This is a genomic window from Pseudomonas sp. efr-133-TYG-103a (genome assembly GCF_030209235.1).
Lineage (GTDB): Bacteria > Pseudomonadota > Gammaproteobacteria > Pseudomonadales > Pseudomonadaceae > Aquipseudomonas.
On the sequence record NZ_JARVSK010000008.1, the window covers coordinates 61390 to 83945 of the forward strand.

Genomic DNA, 22556 nt, shown 5'->3' on the forward strand with positions numbered 1-22556 from the left:
GCTTGACCTCACCTTACAGCCACTATATATAGCGGGGCCTCGACGGCTCCAACGTCTTTTTTCTCGCATTAGGAATTTTCCGATCCATGGGCAAATCGCTGGTCATTGTGGAATCCCCGGCTAAGGCCAAGACCATCAACAAGTATCTGGGCAGCCAGTACGTGGTGAAGTCGAGTATCGGCCATATCCGAGACCTGCCCACCAGCGGTTCGGCTAGCGCCGCCAAAGAGCCTGCTGCCAAACGTGGCAAGACTGCGTCCGAAGCACCTGCGCTGTCGCCCAAGGAAAAGGCCAAGCGCCAGTTGGTGGCACGCATGGGCGTCGATCCCGAACATGGCTGGAAAGCCAAGTACGAGATCCTTCCCGGCAAGGAAAAGGTGATCGACGAACTGCGCCGGCTGGCCAAGGATGCTGACACCATCTATCTCGCGACGGACTTGGACCGCGAAGGGGAGGCCATTGCATGGCACCTGCGCGAAGCCATCGGTGGCGACGATGATCGCTACAAGCGTGTCGTGTTCAACGAAATCACCAAGAAAGCCATTCAGGAAGCCTTTTCCCGCCCTGGCGAGCTGGACATCGATCGCGTCAATGCTCAGCAGGCGCGCCGTTTCCTCGACCGCGTCGTGGGTTACATGGTCTCGCCGCTGTTGTGGCAGAAGATCGCCCGCGGCCTGTCCGCCGGTCGCGTGCAATCGGTCGCCGTGAAGCTGGTGGTGGAGCGCGAGCGCGAGATCCGTGCGTTCATCCCGGAAGAGTACTGGGAAGTTCACGCTGACCTGGGCACCGCCAAAGGCGCCAACGTGCGATTTGAAGTGGCTCGCGAAAACGGCGAGGCCTTCAAGCCGCTGAACGAAGCGCAGGCCATGGCCGCACTGGAGAAGCTCAAGTCTTCTTCCTACAGCATCGCCAAGCGTGAAGACAAACCGACCAGCAGCAAACCGTCGGCGCCGTTCATCACGTCCACGCTCCAGCAGGCTGCCAGCAACCGCCTGGGCTTCGGCGTGAAGAAAACCATGATGATGGCCCAGCGTCTGTACGAAGCCGGTTACATCACCTATATGCGTACCGACTCGACCAACCTGTCGGCCGATGCCGTTGCGATGGCGCGCACATACATCGAAAGCGAATTCGGCAAGAAATACCTGCCGGAATCGCCGAACGTCTACAGCAGCAAAGAAGGCGCACAAGAGGCTCACGAAGCGATTCGTCCTTCCGACGTCAACACTCACCCGAGCAAGCTGTCGGGCATGGAGCGTGACGCCGAGCGTCTGTACGACCTGATCTGGCGCCAGTTCGTGGCCTGCCAGATGCCGCCGGCGCAGTACCTGTCCACCACGGTCAGCGTGACTGCCGGCAGTTTCGAGCTGCGCGCCAAGGGTCGAATCCTCAAGTTCGACGGCTACACCCGCGTGCTGCCGCAGATGAGCAAGCCCGGCGATGACGACGTGCTGCCGGACATGGCCCAGGGCGACACCCTGAAACTGATCAAGCTCGATCCAAGCCAGCATTTCACCAAGCCGCCTGCCCGTTATTCGGAAGCGAGCCTGGTCAAGGAAATGGAAAAGCGCGGGATCGGTCGTCCTTCGACCTACGCGGCGATCATCTCGACCATCCAGGATCGGGGTTATGTCGCGCTGCACAACCGCCGTTTCTACTCAGAAAAAATGGGTGACATCGTCACCGAACGTCTGTCGGAAAGCTTCTCCAACCTGATGGACTACGGCTTTACTGCCGGCATGGAAGAGAATCTCGACGACGTGGCGCAAGGCGAGCGCGACTGGAAAAACGTGCTCGACGAGTTCTACGGTGACTTCAAGAAAAAACTGGAAGTCGCCGAGGCCAGCGACAGCGGCATGCGCGCCAACCAGCCGGTCATGACAGACATTCCGTGCAAGGTTTGCGGTCGTCCGATGCAGATTCGCACGGCGTCCACTGGCGTGTTCCTGGGCTGCTCGGGTTACAGCCTGCCGCCAAAAGAGCGCTGCAAGGCGACGGTCAACCTGACGCCGGGCGATGAGATCGCCGAAGACGACGAGGGCGAATCCGAATCACGCGTGTTGCGTGGCAAGCACCGCTGCCCGGTCTGCAGCACGGCGATGGATGCCTACCTGCTCGACGAGAAGCACAAGCTGCACATCTGCGGTAACAACCCGGATTGCGTGGGCTACGAGATCGAAGAAGGTAACTACCGCATCAAGGGCTACGAAGGCCCTAGCGTGGAGTGCGACAAGTGTGGCGGCGAGATGCAACTGAAGACCGGCCGCTTCGGCAAGTTCTTCGGCTGCACCAACTGCAAGAACACTCGCAAACTGCTGAAAAACGGAGAAGCGGCGCCGCCGAAGATGGATCCGGTCAAAATGCCGGAGCTCAAGTGCGAGAAGGTCGACGACACCTACATCCTGCGCGACGGTGCCTCGGGGTTGTTCCTGGCCGCCAGCCAGTTCCCGAAAAACCGCGAGACGCGTGCGCCGCTGGTGCTGGAAATCGTGCCGCACAAGGATGAGATCGATCCCAAGTACCACTTCCTGTGCGAAGCGCCGAAGAAAGACCCTGATGGTCGTCCCGCGGTGATTCGCTACAGCCGCAAGTCCAAGGAGCAATACGTGCAGACCGAAGTGGACGGCAAGCCGACGGGCTGGCGTGCGTTCTACGACGGTGGCAGCTGGAAGGTCGAAGACAAGCGTTGATCGTCTGAGGTCGATCACACTGGCGAGCCCTGGCGCTTTGCGTTAAAAGAATCCCTCGGTGTGCGTAAGCGCCCCGAGGGATTTTTTTGCCAGGCTTGCTCGTTCGCATTCATTGAAGTGGAGGCCACTGACATGGCTCACGAACTCTATACCCGCACCAATCAGAAGATTTTCTTCGCAGGCCTCGCCCTGGAGGCAATGGCCAAGGCCCGGGACAGCCATGCCATGAATGCCCAGGGGCTGGAGCAGGCCGAACGCGAATCGGCAGTGTTTCACCTCTATGGTGCATTGCTGGGCTTGTGTCACGAGATCGCCGGGTTTTATCGCTTGCCCCAGGCGGGCACCTCTCGCGCAGAAGATTTGCTGACACCTCAGGTTCTGGAAGCCATTGCCATCCCGGAAATGGCCGAGCTCGTTGAACTGGCGCAGCAGCGGGAAACATGGCTGGCACAATTGCTGGCTTCGTACAACGCACTGTTTATGCCACCCAGAGCGCCGAAGAAACCCAAAGGTGACGTGACCCAGCCACTGATCATTGCCGTCGCCGTGGAGGAAGACGCTGAACCGGAGCTGAGTCGCGAGGAGATGGAAAGCTGGCGTCAGCAACTGAAAGGGCTGGCAATTCGGTTCAGGGAAGGGCTGAGCGAGTGTTGAGGCAGCAGAGTGATCGATGGGCTAGGGCCTGAGTCATCAGGCTGTTACAATGCCCGCCTTTCGTGGAGAACTGTCCTGATGCCAACCTCTTTTCTGGAAATTGTCGAACTGCCTGACGGTCGCATCGAGCTGCGCCGAGCCGAGGATGAAGGGTCTCTCGTGACCTTGAACTTCTCCGAAGATGCCAAAGCGTTTCTGCAAGGCCAACACGTCGAAGTCGCCAAAGCGATGCTCAGTGTGGGTGTGCAGATGGCCGGTCGTCTGGCCGAGGGTGAGTTGACCAAAGAAGAAGAGGGACCTCGCGTCCTGCATTGATCCGCCAGGATTATCCTCTTGCTTTCATGTCTGTCGGCTTCTCGTCCCAGAGAAGCCCGGAAACATCCCCGAATCCTTCCTCACGCGGTTTGCCGGTTCAGCCCAGGCGGATGTTGAGACTCTGTGCGTCGCCGGTGCGTGCCGCGCTGATCAGTTGCTGACGAGCGCTGCCCGATATCGGATTGATCCAGCTCACCACGGTGTGGCTGCGGCCCAGGCGCAGCGCCTCGCGAGTCAGCTCCAGTGCGCTTTGCGTTCCACGAGGATGCATCAGGATAATGCGTTCCCGGTTCAGGCCGGCATCGCGCAGCCATGCCTGTGTCACGCTCGATGGCGGCGCGATCAGCGTCAGCCAGCGGTCATGTTTGTCCTGGCTGAGTTCTCGCAGAATCGGTGCGAGCAGGTTCAGGCAGTTCCCGGCAGCGCCGCGCAATGACAATTCACTAAAGGCTTCCGGCTCACTGTTCCACGGCGTATCGACGACTTCGTCGAGCACCGGGATGTGAAGCCGTGGGACATCGAGCATCGTCGCGACAGGCGCCATGAATGCTTCGAACAAAGGCAGTTGTGCATGTTGTTGCGGTGTCTGTGGGAACTGCATAAACGTTCTCCTTAGCGGCGAATCACGCCAACGCTCAACCCTTCGATGACCAGATCCTGATCTTTCAGGTTGACTTCGATAGGGGCGAATTCGGGGTTTTCGGCGATCAGCCAGACCTTGCTGCCTTCACGCTTGAAGCGCTTGACCGTGACTTCGTCACCAATCCGCGCCACGACGATCTGGCCGTTGCGGGCTTCACGGGTGGTGTGGACGGCAAGCAGGTCTCCGTCGAGAATCCCGACGTCCTTCATGCTCATGCCGTGTACGCGCAGCAGGTAGTCTGCGCTCGGATGAAAGAAGGCCGGGTTGATGGCCAGGGATTCTTCGATGTGTTGCTGGGCCAGAATCGGCGCGCCGGCGGCGACGCGGCCAATGATGGGCAGGCCGCTTTCTTCGGTCTTGGCTTCGAAGCCGGGAATGCGGATGCCGCGGGAAGCGCCCGGGGTCATCTCGATGGCGCCTTTGCGCGCCAGGGCCTTGAGGTGTTCTTCAGCGGCGTTGGGGGATTTGAATCCCAGTTCCTGAGCGATTTCCGCACGGGTGGGCGGGTAGCCGTTATCTTCGAGACAGCGCTTGATGAAGTCCAGAATTTCGGCTTGGCGTGACGTCAGTTTGATCATGTGCATCGCTCTGTCTTTTTATACAGTGACTGGGATTATATACAGTGATCGCGTCTTGGCAATCCTCCTTTTTATCGAGCGCGCCGGATGGTCTCGCAGGGGCTGGCTACAGGCCACGGTTTGTATGGTTAAATGGCGTGACTCATTGGACAGAAAACGAACCGTCAGGGTTGACAGGCGATCGACTGAAACGTATGTTTCAAACAAGTGTTTGTCAGGCGAATAACCATGGCCCAGTCGGAAACAGTTGAACGAATTCTCGATGCTGCTGAGCAGCTGTTCGCGGAAAAAGGTTTTGCCGAAACGTCGTTGCGCCTCATCACCAGCAAGGCGTCAGTCAATCTGGCAGCGGTGAACTACCACTTCGGCTCGAAAAAAGCCTTGATTCAAGCTGTGTTCTCGCGATTCCTGGGCCCTTTCTGCATCAGCCTGGATCGCGAACTGGAGCGTCGGCAGGCCAAGCCCGATCACAAACCCACGCTGGAAGAGTTGCTCGAGATCCTCGTCGAGCAGGCGCTGGTCGTGCAGCCCCGAAGCGGCAACGATTTGTCGATTTTCATGCGCTTGCTGGGCCTTGCTTTCAGCCAGAGCCAGGGCCACCTGCGGCGTTATCTCGAGGACATGTACGGCAAGGTGTTCCGCCGTTACATGTTGTTGGTCAACGAAGCCGCGCCGCGTATTCCGCCTATCGAACTGTTCTGGCGCGTGCATTTCATGCTGGGTGCGGCGGCATTCAGCATGTCCGGGATCAAGGCATTGCGCGCCATCGCCGAAACCGATTTCGGCGTCAACACGTCCATCGAGCAGGTCATGCGCTTGATGGTGCCGTTTCTGGCGGCCGGCATGCGCGCGGAAACCGGCGTGACCGACACCGCGATGATCAACGCCCAACTCAAGCCGCGCAGCAAAAGTTCTGCGCCAGTCGCCGCCAAGGCCTGAGGCGCAGCCGACGCCGGGTGCGCCGGCATTTGCATCGCACCCGTCGATCCCTCACCATGCCGGCCTGGGCAATGGTTGTTGAAGGATCTTCATATGAGTTCTGGCCTGCAAGGCTCCCTGATGGTGGATATCGCCGGTACCTGGCTGACATCCGAAGACCGTCAGTTTCTGCGTCAGCCCGAAGTGGGCGGCCTGATTATTTTTGCGCGCAATATCGAGAGTCCACGGCAGGTTCGTGAGCTGAGCGCATCCATTCGCGCCATCCGTCCCGATCTGCTGCTGGCGGTGGACCAGGAGGGTGGTCGGGTTCAGCGTCTGCGCCAGGGCTTCGTGCGTCTGCCGGCCATGCGCGCCATCGCTGCTGCGCCCAATGCCGAACACCTTGCTGAACAATGCGGCTGGTTGATGGCCACTGAAGTGCTTTCTGTCGGCCTTGACCTGAGTTTTGCGCCGGTGCTGGATCTGGATTACCAGCGAAGTGCGGTCGTCGGTACGCGGTCGTTCGAAGGCGATCCGGAGCGCGCCGCGCTGCTGGCCGGCGCGTTCATTCGTGGCATGAATCAGGCGGGGATGGCGGCGACCGGCAAACATTTTCCGGGACACGGCTGGGCCGAGGCCGATTCCCACGTGGCGATACCGGTTGACGAACGCAGCCTGGAAACCCTGCGCGCCAATGATCTGATTCCGTTTGCCCGTTTGAGCAAACAGTTGGCTGCGGTCATGCCGGCCCACGTCATCTATCCCCATGTCGATCCTCAGCCAGCTGGGTTTTCCCGTCGCTGGTTACAGGAAATTCTGCGCGGTGAGCTGGGTTTTGACGGCGTGATCTTCAGCGATGACTTGTCCATGGCAGGCGCGCATGTGGTCGGTGATGCGGCCAGTCGCATTGAGGCCGCGCTGACGGCTGGCTGCGACATGGGGCTGGTCTGCAATGATCGCGCGGCGGCAGAGCTTGCGTTGAGTGCCGCCCAGCGCCTGAAGATTTCACCCGCTGCCCGCGTCGCCAGAATGCGAGGCCAGGGCCTTGCGACCACGGAATACCGTCAGCATCCGCGCTGGCTGTCGGCGTTGAGCGACCTGCGCGCCGCACACTTGATCGATTAAGGAATTGCCATGACTGTTTACGCAATTATCGGCGGCACCGGCCTGACGCAGCTCGAAGGCCTGACAATTCGTCAGTCGCTGCCGATGAACACGCCTTATGGCGCGCCGTCCGGTGAGATCCAGGTGGGCGACTATGCCGGGCGCGAGGTCATGTTCCTGGCCCGTCACGGCCACCCGCATCGCTTCCCGCCACACAAGGTCAACTATCGGGCCAATATCTGGGCATTGAAGCAGGCAGGGGCCGAAGCGATTCTCGCGGTCAATGCTGTGGGCGGTATTCACCCTGACATGGGCACCGGACATTTCTGTGTGCCTCATGACCTCGTGGACTACACCAGCGGCCGCGATCACACGTTTTTTGCCGATGACCTCGAGCATGTCACCCACATTGACTTCAGTTACCCCTACAGTGAGCCTTTGCGGGCGCGGCTGATCGCTGCGTTGTCTGCCGAAGGCTATCCGTTCAGCGATTCTGGCGTGTACGCATGCACGCAAGGCCCGCGTCTGGAGACCGTGGCGGAGATCGTCCGGCTCGAGCGTGATGGCTGTGACATCGTCGGCATGACCGGCATGCCTGAAGCCGCACTGGCACGCGAACTGGAACTGGATTACGCCTGTCTGGCGCTGGTCGTGAACCCGGCCGCCGGCAAGTCCTCCGCAGTCATTACCATGGCGGAGATCGAACAGGCGTTGCATGACGGCATCGGCAAGGTCAAGGCAACACTGGCTCGCGTCCTCGGCGCTGAATAGCAGCTGCTTTGAAGCGACCTCAAGAGGCCGGTCGCAGGGGCTGAGACCGGCCCCTGCCCAGTTGGCTCAGCGTGCGCGCAGTTGCAATCGCCCTTCATCGTTGAATTCGATCGAGTAGGCGTCATAGCTTTTCAGGGTGGGATGCGCGGTGTCCATTGCGTGGGAATGGGCCGCAGTGATCACCATCACTTTCGCACCCGCCGCCTCTGCGGCAGTGATGCCGGCGACCGCGTCTTCGAATACCAGACACTCTTCAGCGTTTACACCCAGACGTCGGGCCGCCAGTAAAAAGCAGTCTGGCGCGGGCTTGCCGTGGGCGACGTCTTCAGCGGCCACCATGACTTTGGGCAGTGGCAGACCAGCCGCCAGGATTCTGCGCTCGGCCAGCTTTCGCGGCGCCGAGGTCACCACCGCCCAGCGTTCAGCAGGCAGACTTGCGAGAAATGCCGCAGCACCCTCGATCGAGATCACGCCTTCGACATCATCGGTTTCCGCCTGAGCGAGCAGTTCGGCTTCGCGCTCGGGATCGACGCCGGGCAGGTTCAGGCGGCGCAGCGTGTCGATGCAGCGTACGCCGTGAATGGTGGGCAGAAGCTCGTCGACGTTCACGCCCTTATCGAGCGCCCATCGGGTCCAGACCCGCTCTGCGGCAGCGATCGAATTGGTCAGCGTGCCGTCCATGTCGAACAGAAAGGCGGCGAAGGTGGACTGCTCCAGCATGGGTGCTCCTCGGTGACTGTTGCGCATGGCAGCGATGCTAACACGTGCCGCGAGCGCTGCCTTTGCCGGAGGCGTCGTGCCGAAGAGGGGCGGATTATGGGGAAGGGAACGCTTGCCTGCGAGAGCTTTTTGTCGTCGCGAGCAAGCCGGATTTCGTAACGGTTGTGCCTGCCGCTTGAGCCGATGATGACTGCTGCGGCTACGCTGGACAGACGCTGAAAGTCAACGCCATATCGTTCAAAAAGTTGTCCACGGAAAACGTGAATATCTCTGTGGATAAGTTGCTGTGAGGCAGTAAATCCAAGGCCTTACTCATAATGATCGTTTAATGATCAGTTCCGCCAATGGTGCCCATGCAGCCAGTCAATGGTCACAAATATGTTCTGTGCCAGCAGGAAGATGCCTGTGTTTGCGCCATCGATTCTGCGGCGTGACGTGTGGTGCATATTCCCGGCTAAAGCCGGTCCTACGGAAGAAGCGCATACGTCAGTAGGACCGGCTTTAGCCGGTAATAGGCCCGAGTGGGCGCTATCGTTGGTGAGCCGCGACGTTTGGTGTCTTCCCGGTCGAAGCCGATCCTGCGGAAGAAACGCCTACCGTCAGTAGGACCGGCTTCAGCCGGTAATAGGCCCGAGTGGGCGCTATCGTTGGTGAGCCGCGACGTCTGGCGCCTTCCCGGTTGAAGCCGGGCCTACAGAAGAAACGCCTACCGTCAGTAGGACCGGCTTCAGCCGGGAATAGGCCAGGCGGCAGGGTCGGCTAAGGCTGACCGCGGGGGGCAAACTGTGGATTGGCTGTTTGGCGGAGAGCCTGGAATCAACGCAGCCAAACGAAGCAGAAAGAGGGCAATCATTAAAGGAATGACAAAATCCAGGGCCCCGCCGACACGCATTTCCAGCGCTGCCGACGGGGCCGGCTTGAACACTTCACAAGCCCGATCAGCGACTCACGACTCTGCCCACTCAACGTCCGTCAGCCCCAGCTGTTCGGCTTTGGGCTTACTGACTTTCGGGACTTTGTCCGAGCGATATTTCGGTATCTGCCCAAATCCTGCGTCTACAGAAGCCCAATGCCATGCGGATGCGTTATCCATGGTTTCGGCGCTGATGTAGAAGCTTTTGTATTTGCCATGAAGCAGATAATCGATTCTGAAATGCTTGTACTGTGCCACTCTTGCTAACCTCCCTATCAGTCGCTCACATTCCACTGAGTCGCTGCCGTCAGGAAAATTCAGTCAAATAATCCTTTCAATGCCAAACGGTTACGTTTGGTACAGAAGAATGTGTGGCAACTTGAGGATGTGGACGAATGAGTGGGCGGTCGCTGGCTCATCAGAGGAGCCGATGAGCCAGCGCAGCCTGGGTCACTTGGTCAGGAATTTGAAGACGGTGGTCTGGTTGTACGACTTGCCCGGATCCAGTCGAGTGGACGGGAAAGCAGGCTGATTGGGCGCATCGGGGTAGTGCTGGGTTTCCAGCGTAAAGGCGCCCCAGTGCGGATAAATCTTGCCGCCTTTGCCTTTCACCGTGCCGTCCAGGAAGTTGCCGGTATACAGCTGTACGCCCGGTTCGCTGGTGAACAGCTGCAGTCGGCGTCCGGATTTTGGATCGACCACATCGGCCGCCAGGTTGCCGACCTTGCCTTTGGTGTCCAGGACCCAGTTGAAGTCATAGCCGCCCTCGGTCGGCTCGGCGAACTTGAGCTGCGGGTGGTCTTCACGGATGCGCTTGCCGAACGCGACGGGTTTGAGGAAGTCCATCGGCGTGCCCGCCACGGGTGCCAGCTCGCCGGTCGGAATCAGCTTTTCATTGACCGGCGTGTAGCGCGCAGCGTGCACGACGGCGACCTGATCGAGAATGTCGCCATTGCCGGCACCGGCCAGGTTGAAATAGCTGTGGTTGGTCAGGTTCAGCACCGTTGGCTTGTCGGTGGTGGCGTGGTACTGGATGCGCAGCTCGTTTTTCTCGTTGAGGCTGTAGGTCACTTCCGTTTTCAGCGTACCGGGAAAGCCCATTTCGCCGTCCACCGAAACGTAGGTCAGCTTCACACCCACCCAGCCTTTGTCCTTGACCTGCTCAGCTTTCCACACCTGCTTGTCGAAACCTTTAGTGCCGCCGTGGAGGGCGTTGGTCTTGTCGTTCTGCGGCACCTGGAAGCTCTTGCCGTCCAGGCTGAACTTGCCGTCGGCGAGCCGGTTGCCGAAGCGCCCGATGGTGGCGCCGAAGAACGAGGTGCCTTTGAGGTAGCCGTCCAGGTCATCGAAACCCAGCACGACGTCCTCGGCCTTGCCGTTCTTGTCGGGCACGAGCAGCGACTGGAGCGTGCCTCCGTAGGTGATAACCGTCGCCTGCATGCCGAGGCTGTTGCGCAGGGTGTATTTCTCGACTGTCGTGCCATCCGGCATTTTGCCGAAGGTGCTATGTTCGGCGGACAGGCCGGCGGCGGCATTGGCCTGCAGGGCCGCAGCCAGCAGGGTCAGCCCGATGGCAGGGATAAGCGTCTTCCTCATTGCGTCCTTCCTTTTGTTGTTTTAGGAGCGTTGCGCATGCCAATGGGGCGACCGCACGCAGAGCAGCGTGTCTGCGAACGACGTTTACGCCAATTGGTCATACTATTCGACGATCAGCGAACCGAACGGATGAATATATAGAACAAAAAACTCGATTTAAAAATAAATTGTAATACTATTTGGAGAAGCTTCTGCTTGAGCGATTCGGTGAACAGGTTTAGTCCAGCTTTTCGGGCTTGTACAGCCGTTTGACACCTAATCATATGATCATTAGCCTCCAGTTCGCGGAAAGGCCGCGAGAAGGGGCGGATCAATGAGCAGCAGTTTTCACGCGTCGACAGTAGACCGCCTGGGGGCCTGGATTGCTCGGGGCAGCGTTGCACCGGGGCAGTCGCTGAAGGTGGAGGCGGCGTTGGGTGAGGAGTTCGGCGTCAGTCGGACAGTGATCCGCGAAGCCATCAAGACGCTGGTGGCCAAGGGGATGCTGGAGGTCGGCCCGAAGGTCGGGACCCGCGTGTTACCGGCGCGCAGCTGGAACCTGTTCGACCCGCAGGTGGTCGGTTGGCTGGCGGCGACGGGATTGTCGAAAAGCCTGGTGATGGACCTGCTCGACCTGCGCCGTGCGATAGAGCCGATGGCCGTGCGTTGGGCCTGTGAGCGCGCGACACCGCAGCAGATTGCCGAGATTCAGGCGGCGTACGTGCAACTGGCGGCCAGTGTCGCCGACATGGGTGATTACAACCACGCCGATCAGCGTTTCCATGAGGCGGTGCTGGCGGCGAGTCATAACCAGTTTATCGAGCAGATGTTGCCGGCCCTGGGCGCGCTGCTGGCGATTTCGTTTGAAGTGTCCTCGGCGGTGCCGGGGGAGTTGGGCAGGACCCTGCCGCTGCACAAAGAGCTGGCGGATGCGATTGCCAGTCGTGATTCGGCGCGCGGTGTCTGGGCGTGCATGAGTCTGATCGAAAACGCTTGCGAGGTGATCTCTCGCTCGATGGCGCAGCAGTGAACGAATGAGTTGCAAGCGGGCCGTAAGGCCTGGAACAACAATAATAAAACAGGAACATTCCTATGAAGTGGCAGCCGGTCTGTGACCAGCGTTTCACATTGGCCGAAGGGCCTTTCTGGGACGACGCGCAAGCGGCGTTGTACTGGGTCGATATTGCCGGGTTCCGCGCCTTGCAACTGCATCGGCAAGAGGTGCGTCACTGGCAATTCAACGAGCCGGTGTCGGCGTTCATTCCCGCCTCTGCAGGCGATGCACTGGTAACGCTGGCCAGCGGCGTCTATCGCCTGAATCTGAATTCCCCTGCCGACCAGCCCGAACTCACGCTGTTGTGCGTCGCCGATCCGGTCGAAGGCAATCGCGCCAACGAAGCCCGTTGCGACAGTCAGGGCCGGCTGTGGCTGGGCACCATGCAAAACAACCTTGATGCGCAGGGTGGTGATCTTCCGCTCGAGCGCCGCTCGGGCGGCATCTTTCGCATCGATGGCGATGCACGCGTCACTGCGCTGCTGAGCGATCAGGGCATCGTCAATACGATGCTCTGGCCAGCCGGCGGCGGGGCACTGCTGTCCGCCGACAGTCTGGACGGTCTGATCTATCGTTACCCGATTCGCCCCGATGGCTCGCTCGGCGAGCGCGATATCTGGGCCCATGAACATCCGCGGGGAACTCCGGATGGCTCAGCGATGGACGCCGAAGGGTACGTCTGGAACGCGCGCTGGGGCGGTGGCTGCATCATCCGCTTCGCGCCCGATGGCCGCGTCGATCGCATCGTCGAACTTCCCGTCAGCCACCCCACCAGTTGTGTCTTCGGTGGGCCGGACATGACCACGCTGTTCGTCACCAGCGCAAGGCCTGCCAGCGGCGCCCTTGAGCTGGACGGCTGTGTGTTGAGTGCCGAAACCGGTATCAAGGGAACGCCATCGCACCGGTTCTCTGGATGAACGCGGGGGCGCGTTGAAGGGGTGTGACACTCGGTTACATAGACGTCATTGATAATATGATATGACTGTTTTCAGTCGATCGGCCCCCTCACTCGGGTCGTCACGACAACCACTGCTGAACGCTGTAGCTATTCAATAAAAATAAGGAGTTAGCTATGTTGAGTCGCCACGGGATTCGTTCCCTGTGCTGTGCCGCTGTTGCCACCGCCATTGTCGGAATGACGGGCGGCGCGTTTGCCGCTGACAAGGTCAAGATCGGTTTTCTGGTCAAACAGGCTGAAGAGCCCTGGTTCCAGACTGAATGGCAATTCGCCGAAAAAGCTGGCAAGGATCACGGTTTCGAAGTGATCAAGATTGCCGTGCCGGACGGCGAGAAAACCCTCTCTGCCATCGACAGCCTGGCCGCCAACGGCGCCAAGGGTTTCGTCATTTGCCCGCCTGATGTCTCCCTCGGTCCGTCGATCGTTGCCAAAGCCAAGGCCAACGACATGAAGGTCATGGCGGTGGATGATCGCTTCGTCGATGCAAAAGGCAAGTTCATGGAAGACGTTCCTTATCTGGGCATGGCCGCTTTCGAGGTCGGTCAGAAACAGGGCGCGGCCATGGCCGCCGAAGCGCAGAATCGCAAGTGGGACTGGAAGGAAACCTACGCGATCATCAACACCTACAACGAGCTGGACACAGGCAAGAAGCGCACCGACGGTTCGGTCGAAGCACTGAAAAAAGCCGGTCTGCCGGAAGACCATATCCTCTTCACCCCGCAGAAAACCCTCGACGTACCTGGCAGCATGGACGCCACTAACGCGGCCTTGCCTAAACTGCCCAAAGGCGCGAAAAAGCTCATCGTCGGCGGCATGAATGACAACACCGTGCTCGGTGGCGTGCGCGCAACCGCAGGCGCGGGGTTTATCCCGGCCGACGTCATCGGCATCGGCATCAACGGCACCGATGCCATCGACGAACTGAAGAAACCCGAAAGCGGCTTCTTCGGCTCGATGCTGCCAAGCCCTGACAAAGAGGGCTACAACACCGCCCTGCAAATGTACGAGTGGGTCACCACCGGCAGGGAACCGGCGAAGTACACCGCCATGGATGACGTGACCCTGATCACCCGTGCGAACTTCAAGGACGAGCTGACCAAGATTGGTCTGTACAAGTAATCGCGGCGCACATTGGCCGGCCTGATAACACAGGCTGACATCTGCAAGGCCTCGCTTCATGCCCATGGCGTGGAGCGAGGAGGAGGGTGGTTCATGCAACAGGCATCAGCTCAACAACAACAATCGGGCGGCAGTCTGCGCTTCAACGGGATCGGCAAGACCTTCCCGGGCGTGAAGGCGCTGTCAGACATCAATTTCGAGGCTCGGCCAGGCAGCGTTCATGCGTTGATGGGCGAGAACGGCGCGGGTAAATCCACGCTGCTGAAAATCCTTGGCGGCTCGTACCAGCCCAACAGCGGCGACCTGCAGATCGGCGATCAGCACCTGGCATTCAAGTCCACCGCGGACAGCATCGCTGCTGGGGTTGCAGTGATTCACCAAGAACTGCATCTGGTGCCGGAAATGTCGGTGGCGGAGAACCTGCTGCTGGGGCACATGCCCAATCGCTGGGGCATGGTCAACCGCCGTGCGATGACGCGCCGCGCCCGCGAGCTGCTCAAAGGCCTGGCCGACGAGATCGATCCGGGCATGCGCCTGGGCGACCTGTCTTTGGGCCAGCGGCAACTGGTGGAAATCGCCAAGGCCATGTCGCGCAACGCTCACGTCATCGCCTTCGATGAGCCGACCAGCAGCCTCTCGGCGCGGGAAATCGATCGCTTGATGGACATCATCGTCAAGCTGCGCGACGAAGGACGAGTGATTCTGTATGTGTCGCACCGCATGGAAGAGATTTTCCGGGTGTGTGACGCGGTGACTGTGTTCAAGGACGGGCGCTTCGTGCGCACCTTCGAAGACATGGCTGAGCTGGACCATGATCGTCTGGTGACGTGCATGGTCGGGCGCGACATTCAGGACATCTACAATTATCGCCCGCGCCAGCACCAGGGTCCGAGTCTGCGCGTCACCGGCCTGATGGGGCCTGGGCTGCAGGAGCCGGTCAGTTTCGCGGTCGAGAAGGGCGAAGTGCTGGGCTTCTTCGGGCTGGTCGGCGCCGGTCGTACCGAGCTGTTCCGCCTGCTTTCCGGGCTGACGCGCAGTCATGCCGGCGCCCTGCAACTGGATGGCAAGCCCCTTGAACTGCGATCCCCGCGCGATGCGATTTCTGCCGGCATCCTGCTGTGCCCGGAAGACCGCAAGAAGGAAGGCATCGTGCCGCTGTCCAGCGTCGCCGAAAACATCAATATCGGCGCGCGGCCTCGACATGTGCACCTGGGTTGTCTGATTCAGGGCAAGTGGGAGCGGGAAAACGCCAAGGCCCAGATCCGCTCGATGAACGTCAAGACGCCTTCGCCGGAGCAGCAGATGCTGTTCCTGTCCGGCGGCAACCAGCAGAAGGCCATTCTCGGCCGCTGGCTGTCGATGCCGATGAAGGTATTGCTGCTCGACGAGCCGACCCGAGGCATCGACATCGGTGCCAAGTCCGAGATTTATCAGATCATCCACAACCTGGCGGCGGACGGCATTGCGGTCATCGTCGTGTCCAGCGATCTGATGGAAGTGATGGGTATTTCCGACCGCATTCTGGTCATGAGCGAAGGCGCGATCACCGGCGAGCTTTCTCGCGATGGAGCCAACGAGCAACGGTTATTGCAGCTGGCATTGCCGCGCACGCGCGGCTGACAGCGGGTGTTGACAGTGAAAAATAAAAACGAGGTGCGTATGTCTACCGAAACCAGCCTGACGGCTCCCCGCCAGGGCATGAACATGCGTCGATTCTTCGACGATTGGGCGATGCTCCTGGCCGCACTGGGCATATTTGTGCTCTGTGCCTTGCTCATCGATAACTTCATGTCGCCGCTCAATATGCGTGGCCTGGGGCTGGCGATTTCAACTGTGGGCATCGCAGCCTGCACCATGCTGTTCTGCCTGGCATCCGGGCATTTCGACCTGTCGGTCGGTTCGGTGCTGGCCTGTTCGGGCGTCATCGCCGGGATCGTCATTCGTGACACCGAGAGCGTGTTCCTCGGCGTGTCGGCCGCGCTGGCCATGGGGCTGCTGGTCGGTCTGATCAACGGCATCGTCATTGCCAAGTTGCGCATCAACGCGTTGATCACCACGCTGGCGACCATGCAGATCGTGCGCGGTCTGGCGTATATTTTTTCCAACGGTAAAGCGGTAGGCGTGGGCGAAGAAGGCTTCTTCGTGTTCGGCAACGGGCAGTTGTTCGGCGTGCCGGTGCCGATCCTGATCACCATCGTCTGCTTCGTGTTTTTCGGCTGGCTGCTGAACTACACCACCTACGGGCGCAACTCGCTGGCCATCGGCGGCAATCAGGAAGCCGCATTACTGGCAGGCGTTCATGTCGACCGCACCAAGATCATCATTTTCGCCGTGCACGGGCTGATCGGCGCGCTAGCGGGTGTGGTGCTGGCCTCGCGCATGACCTCCGGCCAGCCGATGATCGGTCAGGGTTTCGAGCTCACGGTGATTTCTGCCTGCGTGTTGGGCGGGGTTTCGCTCAGCGGCGGCATCGGCATGATCCGTCACGTGATTGCCGGCGTGCTGATCCTGGCGATCATCGAGAACGCGATGAACCTGAAGAACATCGACACCTTCTACCAGTATGTGATTCGCGGCACGATCCTGTTGCTGGCGGTGATCATCGACCGGCTCAAACGCCGCTGACCCGCTCCGGGTGAGGGCGTACGGCCGTTCACGCGTGCCGTACGCCTGACGATTTCCTCAGTCGGCCCTTTCTCCTCGGAACCCGCGCATCGCTCAGCCGTGCAGGCGTTGTTCGATCCAGTGCGCGAACCCCAACGTCGCCGTATCGCTCATCGAAGGTCCGATCAGTTGAATGCCCAGTGGCAGACCTTGCGGTCCGAATCCGGTCGGCAGTGCCACACTCGGCAAACCCAGCAGACTCCAGATACGTGAGAACAGCGGATCGCCAGTGGCGGTAAGGCCTGCATCGGCCTCGCCACACGCGCTGGGCGTCATCAACAGATCGTATGCGGCAAAGCCACGTCCCAGTTGATGACGGGCCGACGCCACGTGTGCGCGATGGCTGACGGTCTGCTCGTAGGTCACGGCGGCGCCGCGCTCGAGCATTGCCCTGAGCCGTTCACTCAGCCATTCAGGATGATGCAAACGCTCATCGGCCAGCGCCTTGAAGGCCTCGGCGCACATCACTTCATCGTGCACCTCGGTCAGCGCGGCAACGGCGTCGGGCAGGCTGACATCGACCACAAACGCGCCAGCCCGGGCCAGACGCTGGACAGTGCCTTCGAACGCCTGCTGCGCCGCTGCGCTCGCGCTGTCCCAATGCGGCGTACGACAGACGCCGATTCGAGGTTTGCTGTCCTCGGGCAGATCACGCCAGGCCGCAGCATTGGCCATCACCGAGGTCAGCAGCGCCACGTCCGCCACGCTGCGGCCAAAACCGCCTACCGTGTCCAGCGACTCACTGAGGCTTTTCACGCCTGCACGGGAAATCAGGCCGAAGCCGGGTTTGAAACCCACGATCCCGCAGTAGGCCGCCGGGCGAACGATCGACGCAGCGGTCTGCGTTCCCAGCGCCAGCGGCACCATGTTCGCCGCCACGGCAGCTGCCGAGCCACTGGAGGATCCGCCCGGTGTGTGCCCCGGATTGTGCGGGTTGCGAGTCGGCCCGGGGGTGAAGGTGGCGAATTCGGTGGTGACGGTCTTGCCTAACACGATAGCCCCCGCTGCTCTGCACAGGGCAACGGCGGCTGCATCGGTCACCGGCCGATGGTGTTGATAGATCGGCGAACCATACCTGGTCGGAAAGTCACGGGTATCAAACAGGTCTTTCACCCCCAGCGGCAGACCATGCAAGGGCCCGCGTATCGGACCCGCATCCAGTGCGCGGGCGTGTTCGAGGGCGCGCTCGGCGTCGATATGGCGCCAGGCCAGGACCTGTGGTTCTTGATCGCGGATACGTTCCAGGCAGGCGCCGAGCAGTTGCTGCGCGGTCAGTTCCCGGCGCTGGAGCTGTTTGAAGGCCGCGCTGGCGGTCAGCAGACTGGGGTCAGAAGGGGCAAGAGACACGGCGCGTTCCACATTGTTTGGAGAAAGCGAATCATGCCGCAGGGATCGCCGGGCTGTACATCACCCGGCGCAGGTCATCAGCTCAGTTTCGAGGTAATGAAGATCAGCCGCACCGACGCCTGAGCCAGCGACTGGGCCTCGGCTTTCATGTTGTCGAGTTCGGCTTTTGCCTGTTCATCCAAGGTGTCGTTCGCGCGGGTTTCGATCAATTGCGCCATCTGATACAGCGCGTCGATCAGGCCATACAGATTGCGATGCAACTGATCGGTCACCTTGTGCAAATGGTGATCCACAACCGGCTTCAGCCCGGCGCCGTCACCCTCATTCGCGGCGTTCGTTTTGTCCGTGCGCACGCCGGTGAGCACATAGTTGAGATCGACACCGGCCTCGGCAATGCGCAGCAGGTAGCTGGTCTTGGGCGAGCGCGCCCCGCTTTCATAATTGCCTTGTGCGTTCGTTTCCACCCCTCCGATCGCGCCGAGGGCGCTCTGGGAGAGTTTAAGCCGGTTGCGTTCCTGCCTGAGCCGCACACCGATCCCTGACATGATGAAACTCCTTGATCACTGGCCGAGGCCTGATGATGCGTCTTGCAGCGTGGAGCTCGTAGCATCCCTTTTGCAGGGAGAATTCCAACGAGTGGTTGATGTAAACCAAATGAATAACGGCGTAAGGCGTTCGGACGATAACTCACATTCATTCGAATGTGGATCCATTTTGGTGCTATTTGTCAGACTTTTCTCAAATGGTTGTATGAAAGTGTTACGACTGAATGGATATTCATAAACGGCGCGTATAGCCGATGGGCAGGAGGCAAGGCGGGCCGCCACATTGCATGGCGGCCCGTCAGTTCAATCTTCAGGATCAGGAAGGGCAGCGCGAGGAGGGCTGGCGAGCCCAGTCAGTCGCGGTTCGAGCAATGATATCGGCCAGATTCGACACGGCTTTCTGATGGGCCAGCACCAGGTTTTCCATGCCGGTTCCCGCAGGCTCGCGGATGACGCTGCTGCAGGTCAGCGTCTGGCGTTTGGCCCCGGCGCCGCGCACGCTCAGGTTCCACACCACGTCGATCAGCGCGTATTGATTGAGCACCGACTCGAACCGCCGCACATCGGTGCGCACCGACAGCACCGGCTCGTCGCTCTGTTTGGGCAACCCGGCCAGATCCCGCGAGCCAAGGCGACGCTCCAGTTGTCCGGTCAGCGCGTCGTGAAACTCATCCCCGAGCGGGGCGCCCCAGCGTTCGTTTTCCAGAATCGCCAGGCTGCCGTCGCCCTGACGCACCACCAGCGGCGGCTGATCCACTTGCACGGCCATCAGTACCGGCTGCATCTCGAATTGAAACGGCGCCTGCGCAATATTGGCTGCAGGCTGGGTCGCAGGCGCGATGAGGGTGTAGTAGTGCGTCGGCGTCGAGGAACAGGCGCCCAGGCTCAACGCGCAGGCCAACGTCAGAAAGTGGTTACGCAGGGTCATTGCACAGGCTCCGGAGCGATTTCACGGGATGAGGAAGAACCTTTATACGAGCCGGGCGCCGCGTCGCCGCTGCGTCCCCGAATCAGCGATTCCGGGTGTCGGCTGAGGAAGTCGGTCAATACGCGCACGGAACGCGCGGTGCGCTGGACTTCCTCCATGGCCTGGCCCAGTTGCTGGCGCGCCGGGGAGTCGTCGGCGAATGTGTCGTTCGCGCTGCCAAGGGTTTTCTGCGCTTGCTGCAAGGTGCCACGCATCTGCGGCAACACTTCGCCATTGACCTGTTTCATGGTTTTCTGCAATTCGATCAGACTGCCGTTGAGGTTCTTCGCCAGATCGTCGAGCGGAATCTTGCCCAGCTTGTCGACGAAGGCCTGCAACTGCTCCTGAAGTTTGTCGAAACTGCCGCCGACGGTAGGCACCTCAAGCGGCCGGGCCTTGGCGTTGTAGGCAATTTTCGGCGCTTTCGGATCGAAATCCATGGCCACGTACAGCTGGCCGGTGAGCAGGTTGCCGGTGCGAACCTGTGCCCGCAGACCGCGTTCGACGAAGCGACCGATGATTCTCGACGTCTGCTCTTCTTCGTCGCCACCGCCAGCCTGTTGCCGAAGCTTGTCGTTGGCCGCGCCCAGTCGTTGCGGGTAAATCACAGCGCCGACCACGCCAGGGAAACTGCCGGTCGCCGGGTCGTAGTCCAGGTCCACCGACACCACGCGGCCGACGTTCACACCCAGGAAATCGACCGGCGCGTTGACCACCAGCCCGCGCAGGGACTGATTGAAGCGCATGCGGATGTATTTGGGTTCGCCGTCAGGTGGAGCGAGGGCGCTGGCCTGGTCATCGAACAGTTTGAACTCGGCGTTGCCCTCGGCAGGCTTGGCGTCAGGGCTATAGTTGGGCTCGCGAAACGCAATGCCGCCCGAGATGATCGAGGTCAGCGACTGGGTGGAGACTTTCAATCCGGCGGCGCCCAGCGAGACATCGACGCCACTGGCGTTCCAGAAACGCGAGTCAGTGAGCACGAACTCATCGTTGGGCGAGCTGATGAAGATTTCGATGTCCACGCCCTTGCCGTCCTTGGCCAGTTCGTAGGCCACCACCTGACCCACCTGAATACGGCGGAAATACACCGGGGAGCCGATGTCCAGCGAGCCGAGGTCATCGGTGTGCAGGATGAAGCGCTTGCCGCGTTCGCCGAAGGTCACTGGTGGTGGGGTTTCCAGACCGGTGAAATTCTTTTCGGTCTTGTCCGAACTGCCCGCGTCGGCGCTGATGAATGCACCCGACAGCAAGGTGTCGACGCCTGACACGCCGTGGGCGCCGATCCGCGGGCGAACCACCCAGTACTGCGTGTCGGCGCGAGTGAATGGGGTGGCCGACTGATTCAGTTCGATGGTCGCCAGAATGTGCGTGCGGTCGTCGCTGAGCGCGATGTCGGTCACGGTCCCGATCACTACGTTCTTGTATTTGACCTGGGTTTTCTTCGCCTCCAGCCCTTCGGCCGTGAGGAACGACACCACCACCTTCGGGCCAACGTTGAGGAAGTCGTGGATCACCATCGACAGGCCGATGATGCCGGCCACGATCGGCACCAGCCAGACCAGTGATATACGCGCCTTGCGGGCCTTGACATGCGGGCGCGCGGGGGCTGACGGGGGGAGTGTGTTATCGGACATCTTCAACCTCTGCGTCCCAGATTAGCCGGGGATCGAAACTCATGGCGGCGAACATCGTCATCACGACCACCAGACCAAAAAACAGAATGCCAAGCCGGGGCTCGATGGTGCTCAAGCCGCGGAATTGAACGAGCGCGGCGACCAGCGCCACGACCAGCACGTCGAGCATCGACCAATAGCCGATCAGTTCGATGAAGCGATACAGGCGCGAGCGCTCGCGCATGGCCCACTGGCTGCGGCGCTGGCACGTCACCAGCAACATGCCCAGCACCAGAAACTTGATGCAGGGCACCAGCACGCTGGCGATGAAGATCAGGATGGCGATGTCCCACGAGCCGCCTTCGGCGAACTCGATGACCCCGCTCATGATGGTGTTCTCGCTGCTGCTGCCCAGCAATGTCGTGAACATCACCGGAAGAGTATTGGCCGGGATGTAGAAAATCAGCCCGGCGAGCAGGAACGCCCAGGTGCGCCTGAGGCTGTCGGGCTTGCGCGGATGCACTGCCGATTCGCAGCGCGGGCAGGCCTCATCGTCCTCGGCGCAGACATAGCTGCACACATGGCACAGGGTGACCTTGTGTTCCCGCGCGAAGGGGATGCCGTTCATTCCGGTTCGACTCCCAGTTCGTCCCACAGTCGGCGAATGTCCTTGCCGGCGATCAGCACGATCAGCACCATCAACATGGCCATGGCCCACAGACCCACGCCCGGGTGGACATCCAGCATGCCCGCCAGCTTGATGATCGCCACCAGAATCCCCAGCAGACAGACCTCGAGCATGCTCCAGGGCCGCAAGTGTTCCAGGGTGCGCATGCAGGTTCTGAAGCCGGGTGCGATTTCTCCGCGATGGGCATGGGCCAGCACCCAGAACAGCAGGGCGATCTGCAACGCGGGGGCGAAGATGATTGCCAGCCCCGCTACCAGTGCGATCAGGGTGATCTGCCCTTGCGCCAGCGCGTGCACCGAACCCCACAACGTCACCGCGTTATGCAGGCCTTGCATGCTGATGCTGATGACCGGAAACACGTTGGCGAAAATGAACAGGATCCCGGCTGCGACGCTCAACGCCAGCAGTTGCTCGATGCTCATGCGATGACCGCGGTCGAGCACGGCGGCGCAGCGCAGGCAATACGCGGTCTCGCCCTTGTTCAGGGCTTGCGATTCGTACAGCGAGTCACAGTGCTCGCAGATGATCCAGCGCTGTGCTGAATCGGCGTGCGGGGGTGGGCTTTCGGTCATCGGCGCCGTTGTCGTTGAGGGAATGGACGTGTTCACGATAGATCGGCTTTGAGCATACGCATGCACACAGGCGATGCAGGCGACGATACGCCGTCGCGGCAGTGCCTGCCGGGTTTGCTTGGGACTGAGTTCATGAACAGCACGCTGT

The 22556-nt window shown here is 60.6% G+C and carries 22 protein-coding genes; 11 read left to right on the forward strand and 11 right to left on the reverse strand.

The annotated features are described in order from the left end of the window. Window positions 1-86 precede the first annotated feature (86 nt). The 3 genes from topA to QRN36_RS06970 all read left to right on the forward strand — a co-directional run bounded on the left by topA (window position 87) and on the right by QRN36_RS06970 (window position 3659). Window positions 87-2690 (forward strand): type I DNA topoisomerase, encoded by a 2604-nt coding sequence (gene topA, locus QRN36_RS06960; RefSeq protein ID WP_285423375.1) that lies wholly within the window; start codon window positions 87-89, stop codon window positions 2688-2690. A gap of 132 nt (window positions 2691-2822) precedes the next feature. Continuing rightward, entirely contained in the window at window positions 2823-3344 is a 522-nt protein-coding gene (locus tag QRN36_RS06965; protein WP_285423376.1) for a DUF6586 family protein, read from the forward strand. 78 nt (window positions 3345-3422) lie between these two features. Then, window positions 3423-3659, forward strand: a complete 237-nt coding sequence (locus tag QRN36_RS06970; protein ID WP_093467610.1) for a hypothetical protein — start codon at window positions 3423-3425, stop codon at window positions 3657-3659. A 97-nt stretch (window positions 3660-3756) separates the two neighbouring features. Here QRN36_RS06970 and sulA read toward each other — a convergent pair whose 3' ends face one another. Further along, on the reverse strand, window positions 3757-4260 hold the full coding sequence (gene sulA, locus QRN36_RS06975; RefSeq protein WP_285423377.1) for an SOS-induced cell division inhibitor SulA: 504 nt from the start codon (window positions 4258-4260) through the stop codon (window positions 3757-3759). A gap of 11 nt (window positions 4261-4271) precedes the next feature. After that, window positions 4272-4880, reverse strand: a complete 609-nt coding sequence (gene lexA, locus QRN36_RS06980) for a transcriptional repressor LexA (protein WP_093467923.1) — start codon at window positions 4878-4880, stop codon at window positions 4272-4274. Between the two features lie 228 nt (window positions 4881-5108). Between lexA and QRN36_RS06985 the strand changes: the two genes are divergently transcribed. The 3 genes from QRN36_RS06985 to QRN36_RS06995 all read left to right on the forward strand — a co-directional run bounded on the left by QRN36_RS06985 (window position 5109) and on the right by QRN36_RS06995 (window position 7673). Next, complete coding sequence (locus QRN36_RS06985) at window positions 5109-5819, forward strand: TetR/AcrR family transcriptional regulator (protein WP_285423378.1); 711 nt, start codon at window positions 5109-5111, stop codon at window positions 5817-5819. A 105-nt stretch (window positions 5820-5924) separates the two neighbouring features. After that, a complete protein-coding gene (nagZ, locus tag QRN36_RS06990) occupies window positions 5925-6923 on the forward strand; it encodes a beta-N-acetylhexosaminidase (RefSeq protein WP_285423457.1) in 999 nt (332 codons plus the stop codon). Window positions 6924-6932: 9 nt separating this feature from the next. Continuing rightward, a complete protein-coding gene (locus QRN36_RS06995; RefSeq protein ID WP_285423379.1) occupies window positions 6933-7673 on the forward strand; it encodes an S-methyl-5'-thioinosine phosphorylase in 741 nt (246 codons plus the stop codon). Window positions 7674-7739: 66 nt separating this feature from the next. Here the strand turns inward: QRN36_RS06995 and QRN36_RS07000 are convergent, their stop codons facing one another. The 3 genes from QRN36_RS07000 to QRN36_RS07010 form a co-directional block, all read right to left on the reverse strand. Beyond that, window positions 7740-8393, reverse strand: a complete 654-nt coding sequence (locus QRN36_RS07000; protein WP_285423380.1) for an HAD-IA family hydrolase — start codon at window positions 8391-8393, stop codon at window positions 7740-7742. Window positions 8394-9339: 946 nt separating this feature from the next. Further along, window positions 9340-9564 carry a DUF6555 family protein gene (locus QRN36_RS07005; RefSeq protein ID WP_093467628.1) on the reverse strand — a complete coding sequence of 75 codons (225 nt, stop codon included), beginning with the start codon at window positions 9562-9564 and terminating at the stop codon, window positions 9340-9342. A gap of 192 nt (window positions 9565-9756) precedes the next feature. After that, complete coding sequence (locus tag QRN36_RS07010) at window positions 9757-10902, reverse strand: aldose epimerase family protein (RefSeq protein ID WP_285423381.1); 1146 nt, start codon at window positions 10900-10902, stop codon at window positions 9757-9759. A 313-nt stretch (window positions 10903-11215) separates the two neighbouring features. Here QRN36_RS07010 and QRN36_RS07015 point away from each other — a divergent pair, with 313 nt between their 5' ends. The 5 genes from QRN36_RS07015 to araH all read left to right on the forward strand — a co-directional run bounded on the left by QRN36_RS07015 (window position 11216) and on the right by araH (window position 16637). Next, entirely contained in the window at window positions 11216-11911 is a 696-nt protein-coding gene (locus QRN36_RS07015) for a FadR/GntR family transcriptional regulator (RefSeq protein WP_285423382.1), read from the forward strand. Between the two features lie 62 nt (window positions 11912-11973). Then, window positions 11974-12852: an SMP-30/gluconolactonase/LRE family protein gene (locus tag QRN36_RS07020; protein WP_285423383.1), complete on the forward strand. Its 879-nt coding sequence runs from the start codon at window positions 11974-11976 to the stop codon at window positions 12850-12852. Window positions 12853-13007: 155 nt separating this feature from the next. Further along, window positions 13008-14012 carry a substrate-binding domain-containing protein gene (locus QRN36_RS07025; RefSeq protein WP_285423384.1) on the forward strand — a complete coding sequence of 335 codons (1005 nt, stop codon included), beginning with the start codon at window positions 13008-13010 and terminating at the stop codon, window positions 14010-14012. A gap of 93 nt (window positions 14013-14105) precedes the next feature. Beyond that, the gene (araG, locus tag QRN36_RS07030; protein WP_285423385.1) at window positions 14106-15632 is read left to right on the forward strand and encodes an L-arabinose ABC transporter ATP-binding protein AraG; all 1527 of its coding nucleotides are present in this window, start codon (window positions 14106-14108) and stop codon (window positions 15630-15632) included. 39 nt (window positions 15633-15671) lie between these two features. Next, window positions 15672-16637, forward strand: coding sequence for an L-arabinose ABC transporter permease AraH (gene araH / locus QRN36_RS07035; protein ID WP_285423387.1), 966 nt, complete (start codon window positions 15672-15674; stop codon window positions 16635-16637). Between the two features lie 93 nt (window positions 16638-16730). Here the strand turns inward: araH and QRN36_RS07040 are convergent, their stop codons facing one another. The 6 genes from QRN36_RS07040 to QRN36_RS07065 all read right to left on the reverse strand — a co-directional run bounded on the left by QRN36_RS07040 (window position 16731) and on the right by QRN36_RS07065 (window position 22408). Continuing rightward, complete coding sequence (locus tag QRN36_RS07040; protein ID WP_285423389.1) at window positions 16731-18023, reverse strand: amidase; 1293 nt, start codon at window positions 18021-18023, stop codon at window positions 16731-16733. 77 nt (window positions 18024-18100) lie between these two features. Next, window positions 18101-18568, reverse strand: coding sequence for a helix-turn-helix domain-containing protein (locus QRN36_RS07045; RefSeq protein WP_306470265.1), 468 nt, complete (start codon window positions 18566-18568; stop codon window positions 18101-18103). A 316-nt stretch (window positions 18569-18884) separates the two neighbouring features. Further along, window positions 18885-19496, reverse strand: coding sequence for a membrane integrity-associated transporter subunit PqiC (locus tag QRN36_RS07050; protein ID WP_285423391.1), 612 nt, complete (start codon window positions 19494-19496; stop codon window positions 18885-18887). After that, a complete protein-coding gene (locus tag QRN36_RS07055; protein ID WP_285423392.1) occupies window positions 19493-21169 on the reverse strand; it encodes an intermembrane transport protein PqiB in 1677 nt (558 codons plus the stop codon). The genes QRN36_RS07050 and QRN36_RS07055 overlap by 4 nt, the downstream gene beginning before the upstream one ends. Further along, a complete protein-coding gene (locus QRN36_RS07060; RefSeq protein WP_285423393.1) occupies window positions 21159-21776 on the reverse strand; it encodes a paraquat-inducible protein A in 618 nt (205 codons plus the stop codon). The genes QRN36_RS07055 and QRN36_RS07060 overlap by 11 nt, the downstream gene beginning before the upstream one ends. Beyond that, window positions 21773-22408, reverse strand: coding sequence for a paraquat-inducible protein A (locus tag QRN36_RS07065; protein ID WP_285423394.1), 636 nt, complete (start codon window positions 22406-22408; stop codon window positions 21773-21775). The genes QRN36_RS07060 and QRN36_RS07065 overlap by 4 nt, the downstream gene beginning before the upstream one ends. Window positions 22409-22556: the final 148 nt, after the last annotated feature.

Excerpts from the sequence above, each read along its gene's own strand:
- QRN36_RS07025 (WP_285423384.1), top strand. The coding sequence starts at position 13,008 with ATGTTGAGTCGCCACGGGATTCGTTCCCTGTGCTGTGCCGCTGTTGCC.
- QRN36_RS07055 (WP_285423392.1), bottom strand. The coding sequence starts at position 21,169 with ATGTCCGATAACACACTCCCCCCGTCAGCCCCCGCGCGCCCGCATGTC.
- araH (WP_285423387.1), top strand. The coding sequence starts at position 15,672 with ATGTCTACCGAAACCAGCCTGACGGCTCCCCGCCAGGGCATGAACATG.
- QRN36_RS07010 (WP_285423381.1), bottom strand. The coding sequence starts at position 10,902 with ATGAGGAAGACGCTTATCCCTGCCATCGGGCTGACCCTGCTGGCTGCG.
- QRN36_RS07020 (WP_285423383.1), top strand. The coding sequence starts at position 11,974 with ATGAAGTGGCAGCCGGTCTGTGACCAGCGTTTCACATTGGCCGAAGGG.
- QRN36_RS06985 (WP_285423378.1), top strand. The coding sequence starts at position 5,109 with ATGGCCCAGTCGGAAACAGTTGAACGAATTCTCGATGCTGCTGAGCAG.
- QRN36_RS07000 (WP_285423380.1), bottom strand. The coding sequence starts at position 8,393 with ATGCTGGAGCAGTCCACCTTCGCCGCCTTTCTGTTCGACATGGACGGC.
- QRN36_RS07065 (WP_285423394.1), bottom strand. The coding sequence starts at position 22,408 with ATGACCGAAAGCCCACCCCCGCACGCCGATTCAGCACAGCGCTGGATC.
- QRN36_RS07045 (WP_306470265.1), bottom strand. The coding sequence starts at position 18,568 with ATGTCAGGGATCGGTGTGCGGCTCAGGCAGGAACGCAACCGGCTTAAA.
- QRN36_RS07060 (WP_285423393.1), bottom strand. The coding sequence starts at position 21,776 with ATGAACGGCATCCCCTTCGCGCGGGAACACAAGGTCACCCTGTGCCAT.
- sulA (WP_285423377.1), bottom strand. The coding sequence starts at position 4,260 with ATGCAGTTCCCACAGACACCGCAACAACATGCACAACTGCCTTTGTTC.
- QRN36_RS07050 (WP_285423391.1), bottom strand. The coding sequence starts at position 19,496 with ATGACCCTGCGTAACCACTTTCTGACGTTGGCCTGCGCGTTGAGCCTG.
- QRN36_RS07015 (WP_285423382.1), top strand. The coding sequence starts at position 11,216 with ATGAGCAGCAGTTTTCACGCGTCGACAGTAGACCGCCTGGGGGCCTGG.
- QRN36_RS06965 (WP_285423376.1), top strand. The coding sequence starts at position 2,823 with ATGGCTCACGAACTCTATACCCGCACCAATCAGAAGATTTTCTTCGCA.
- QRN36_RS06970 (WP_093467610.1), top strand. The coding sequence starts at position 3,423 with ATGCCAACCTCTTTTCTGGAAATTGTCGAACTGCCTGACGGTCGCATC.
- topA (WP_285423375.1), top strand. The coding sequence starts at position 87 with ATGGGCAAATCGCTGGTCATTGTGGAATCCCCGGCTAAGGCCAAGACC.
- QRN36_RS06995 (WP_285423379.1), top strand. The coding sequence starts at position 6,933 with ATGACTGTTTACGCAATTATCGGCGGCACCGGCCTGACGCAGCTCGAA.
- araG (WP_285423385.1), top strand. The coding sequence starts at position 14,106 with ATGCAACAGGCATCAGCTCAACAACAACAATCGGGCGGCAGTCTGCGC.
- lexA (WP_093467923.1), bottom strand. The coding sequence starts at position 4,880 with ATGATCAAACTGACGTCACGCCAAGCCGAAATTCTGGACTTCATCAAG.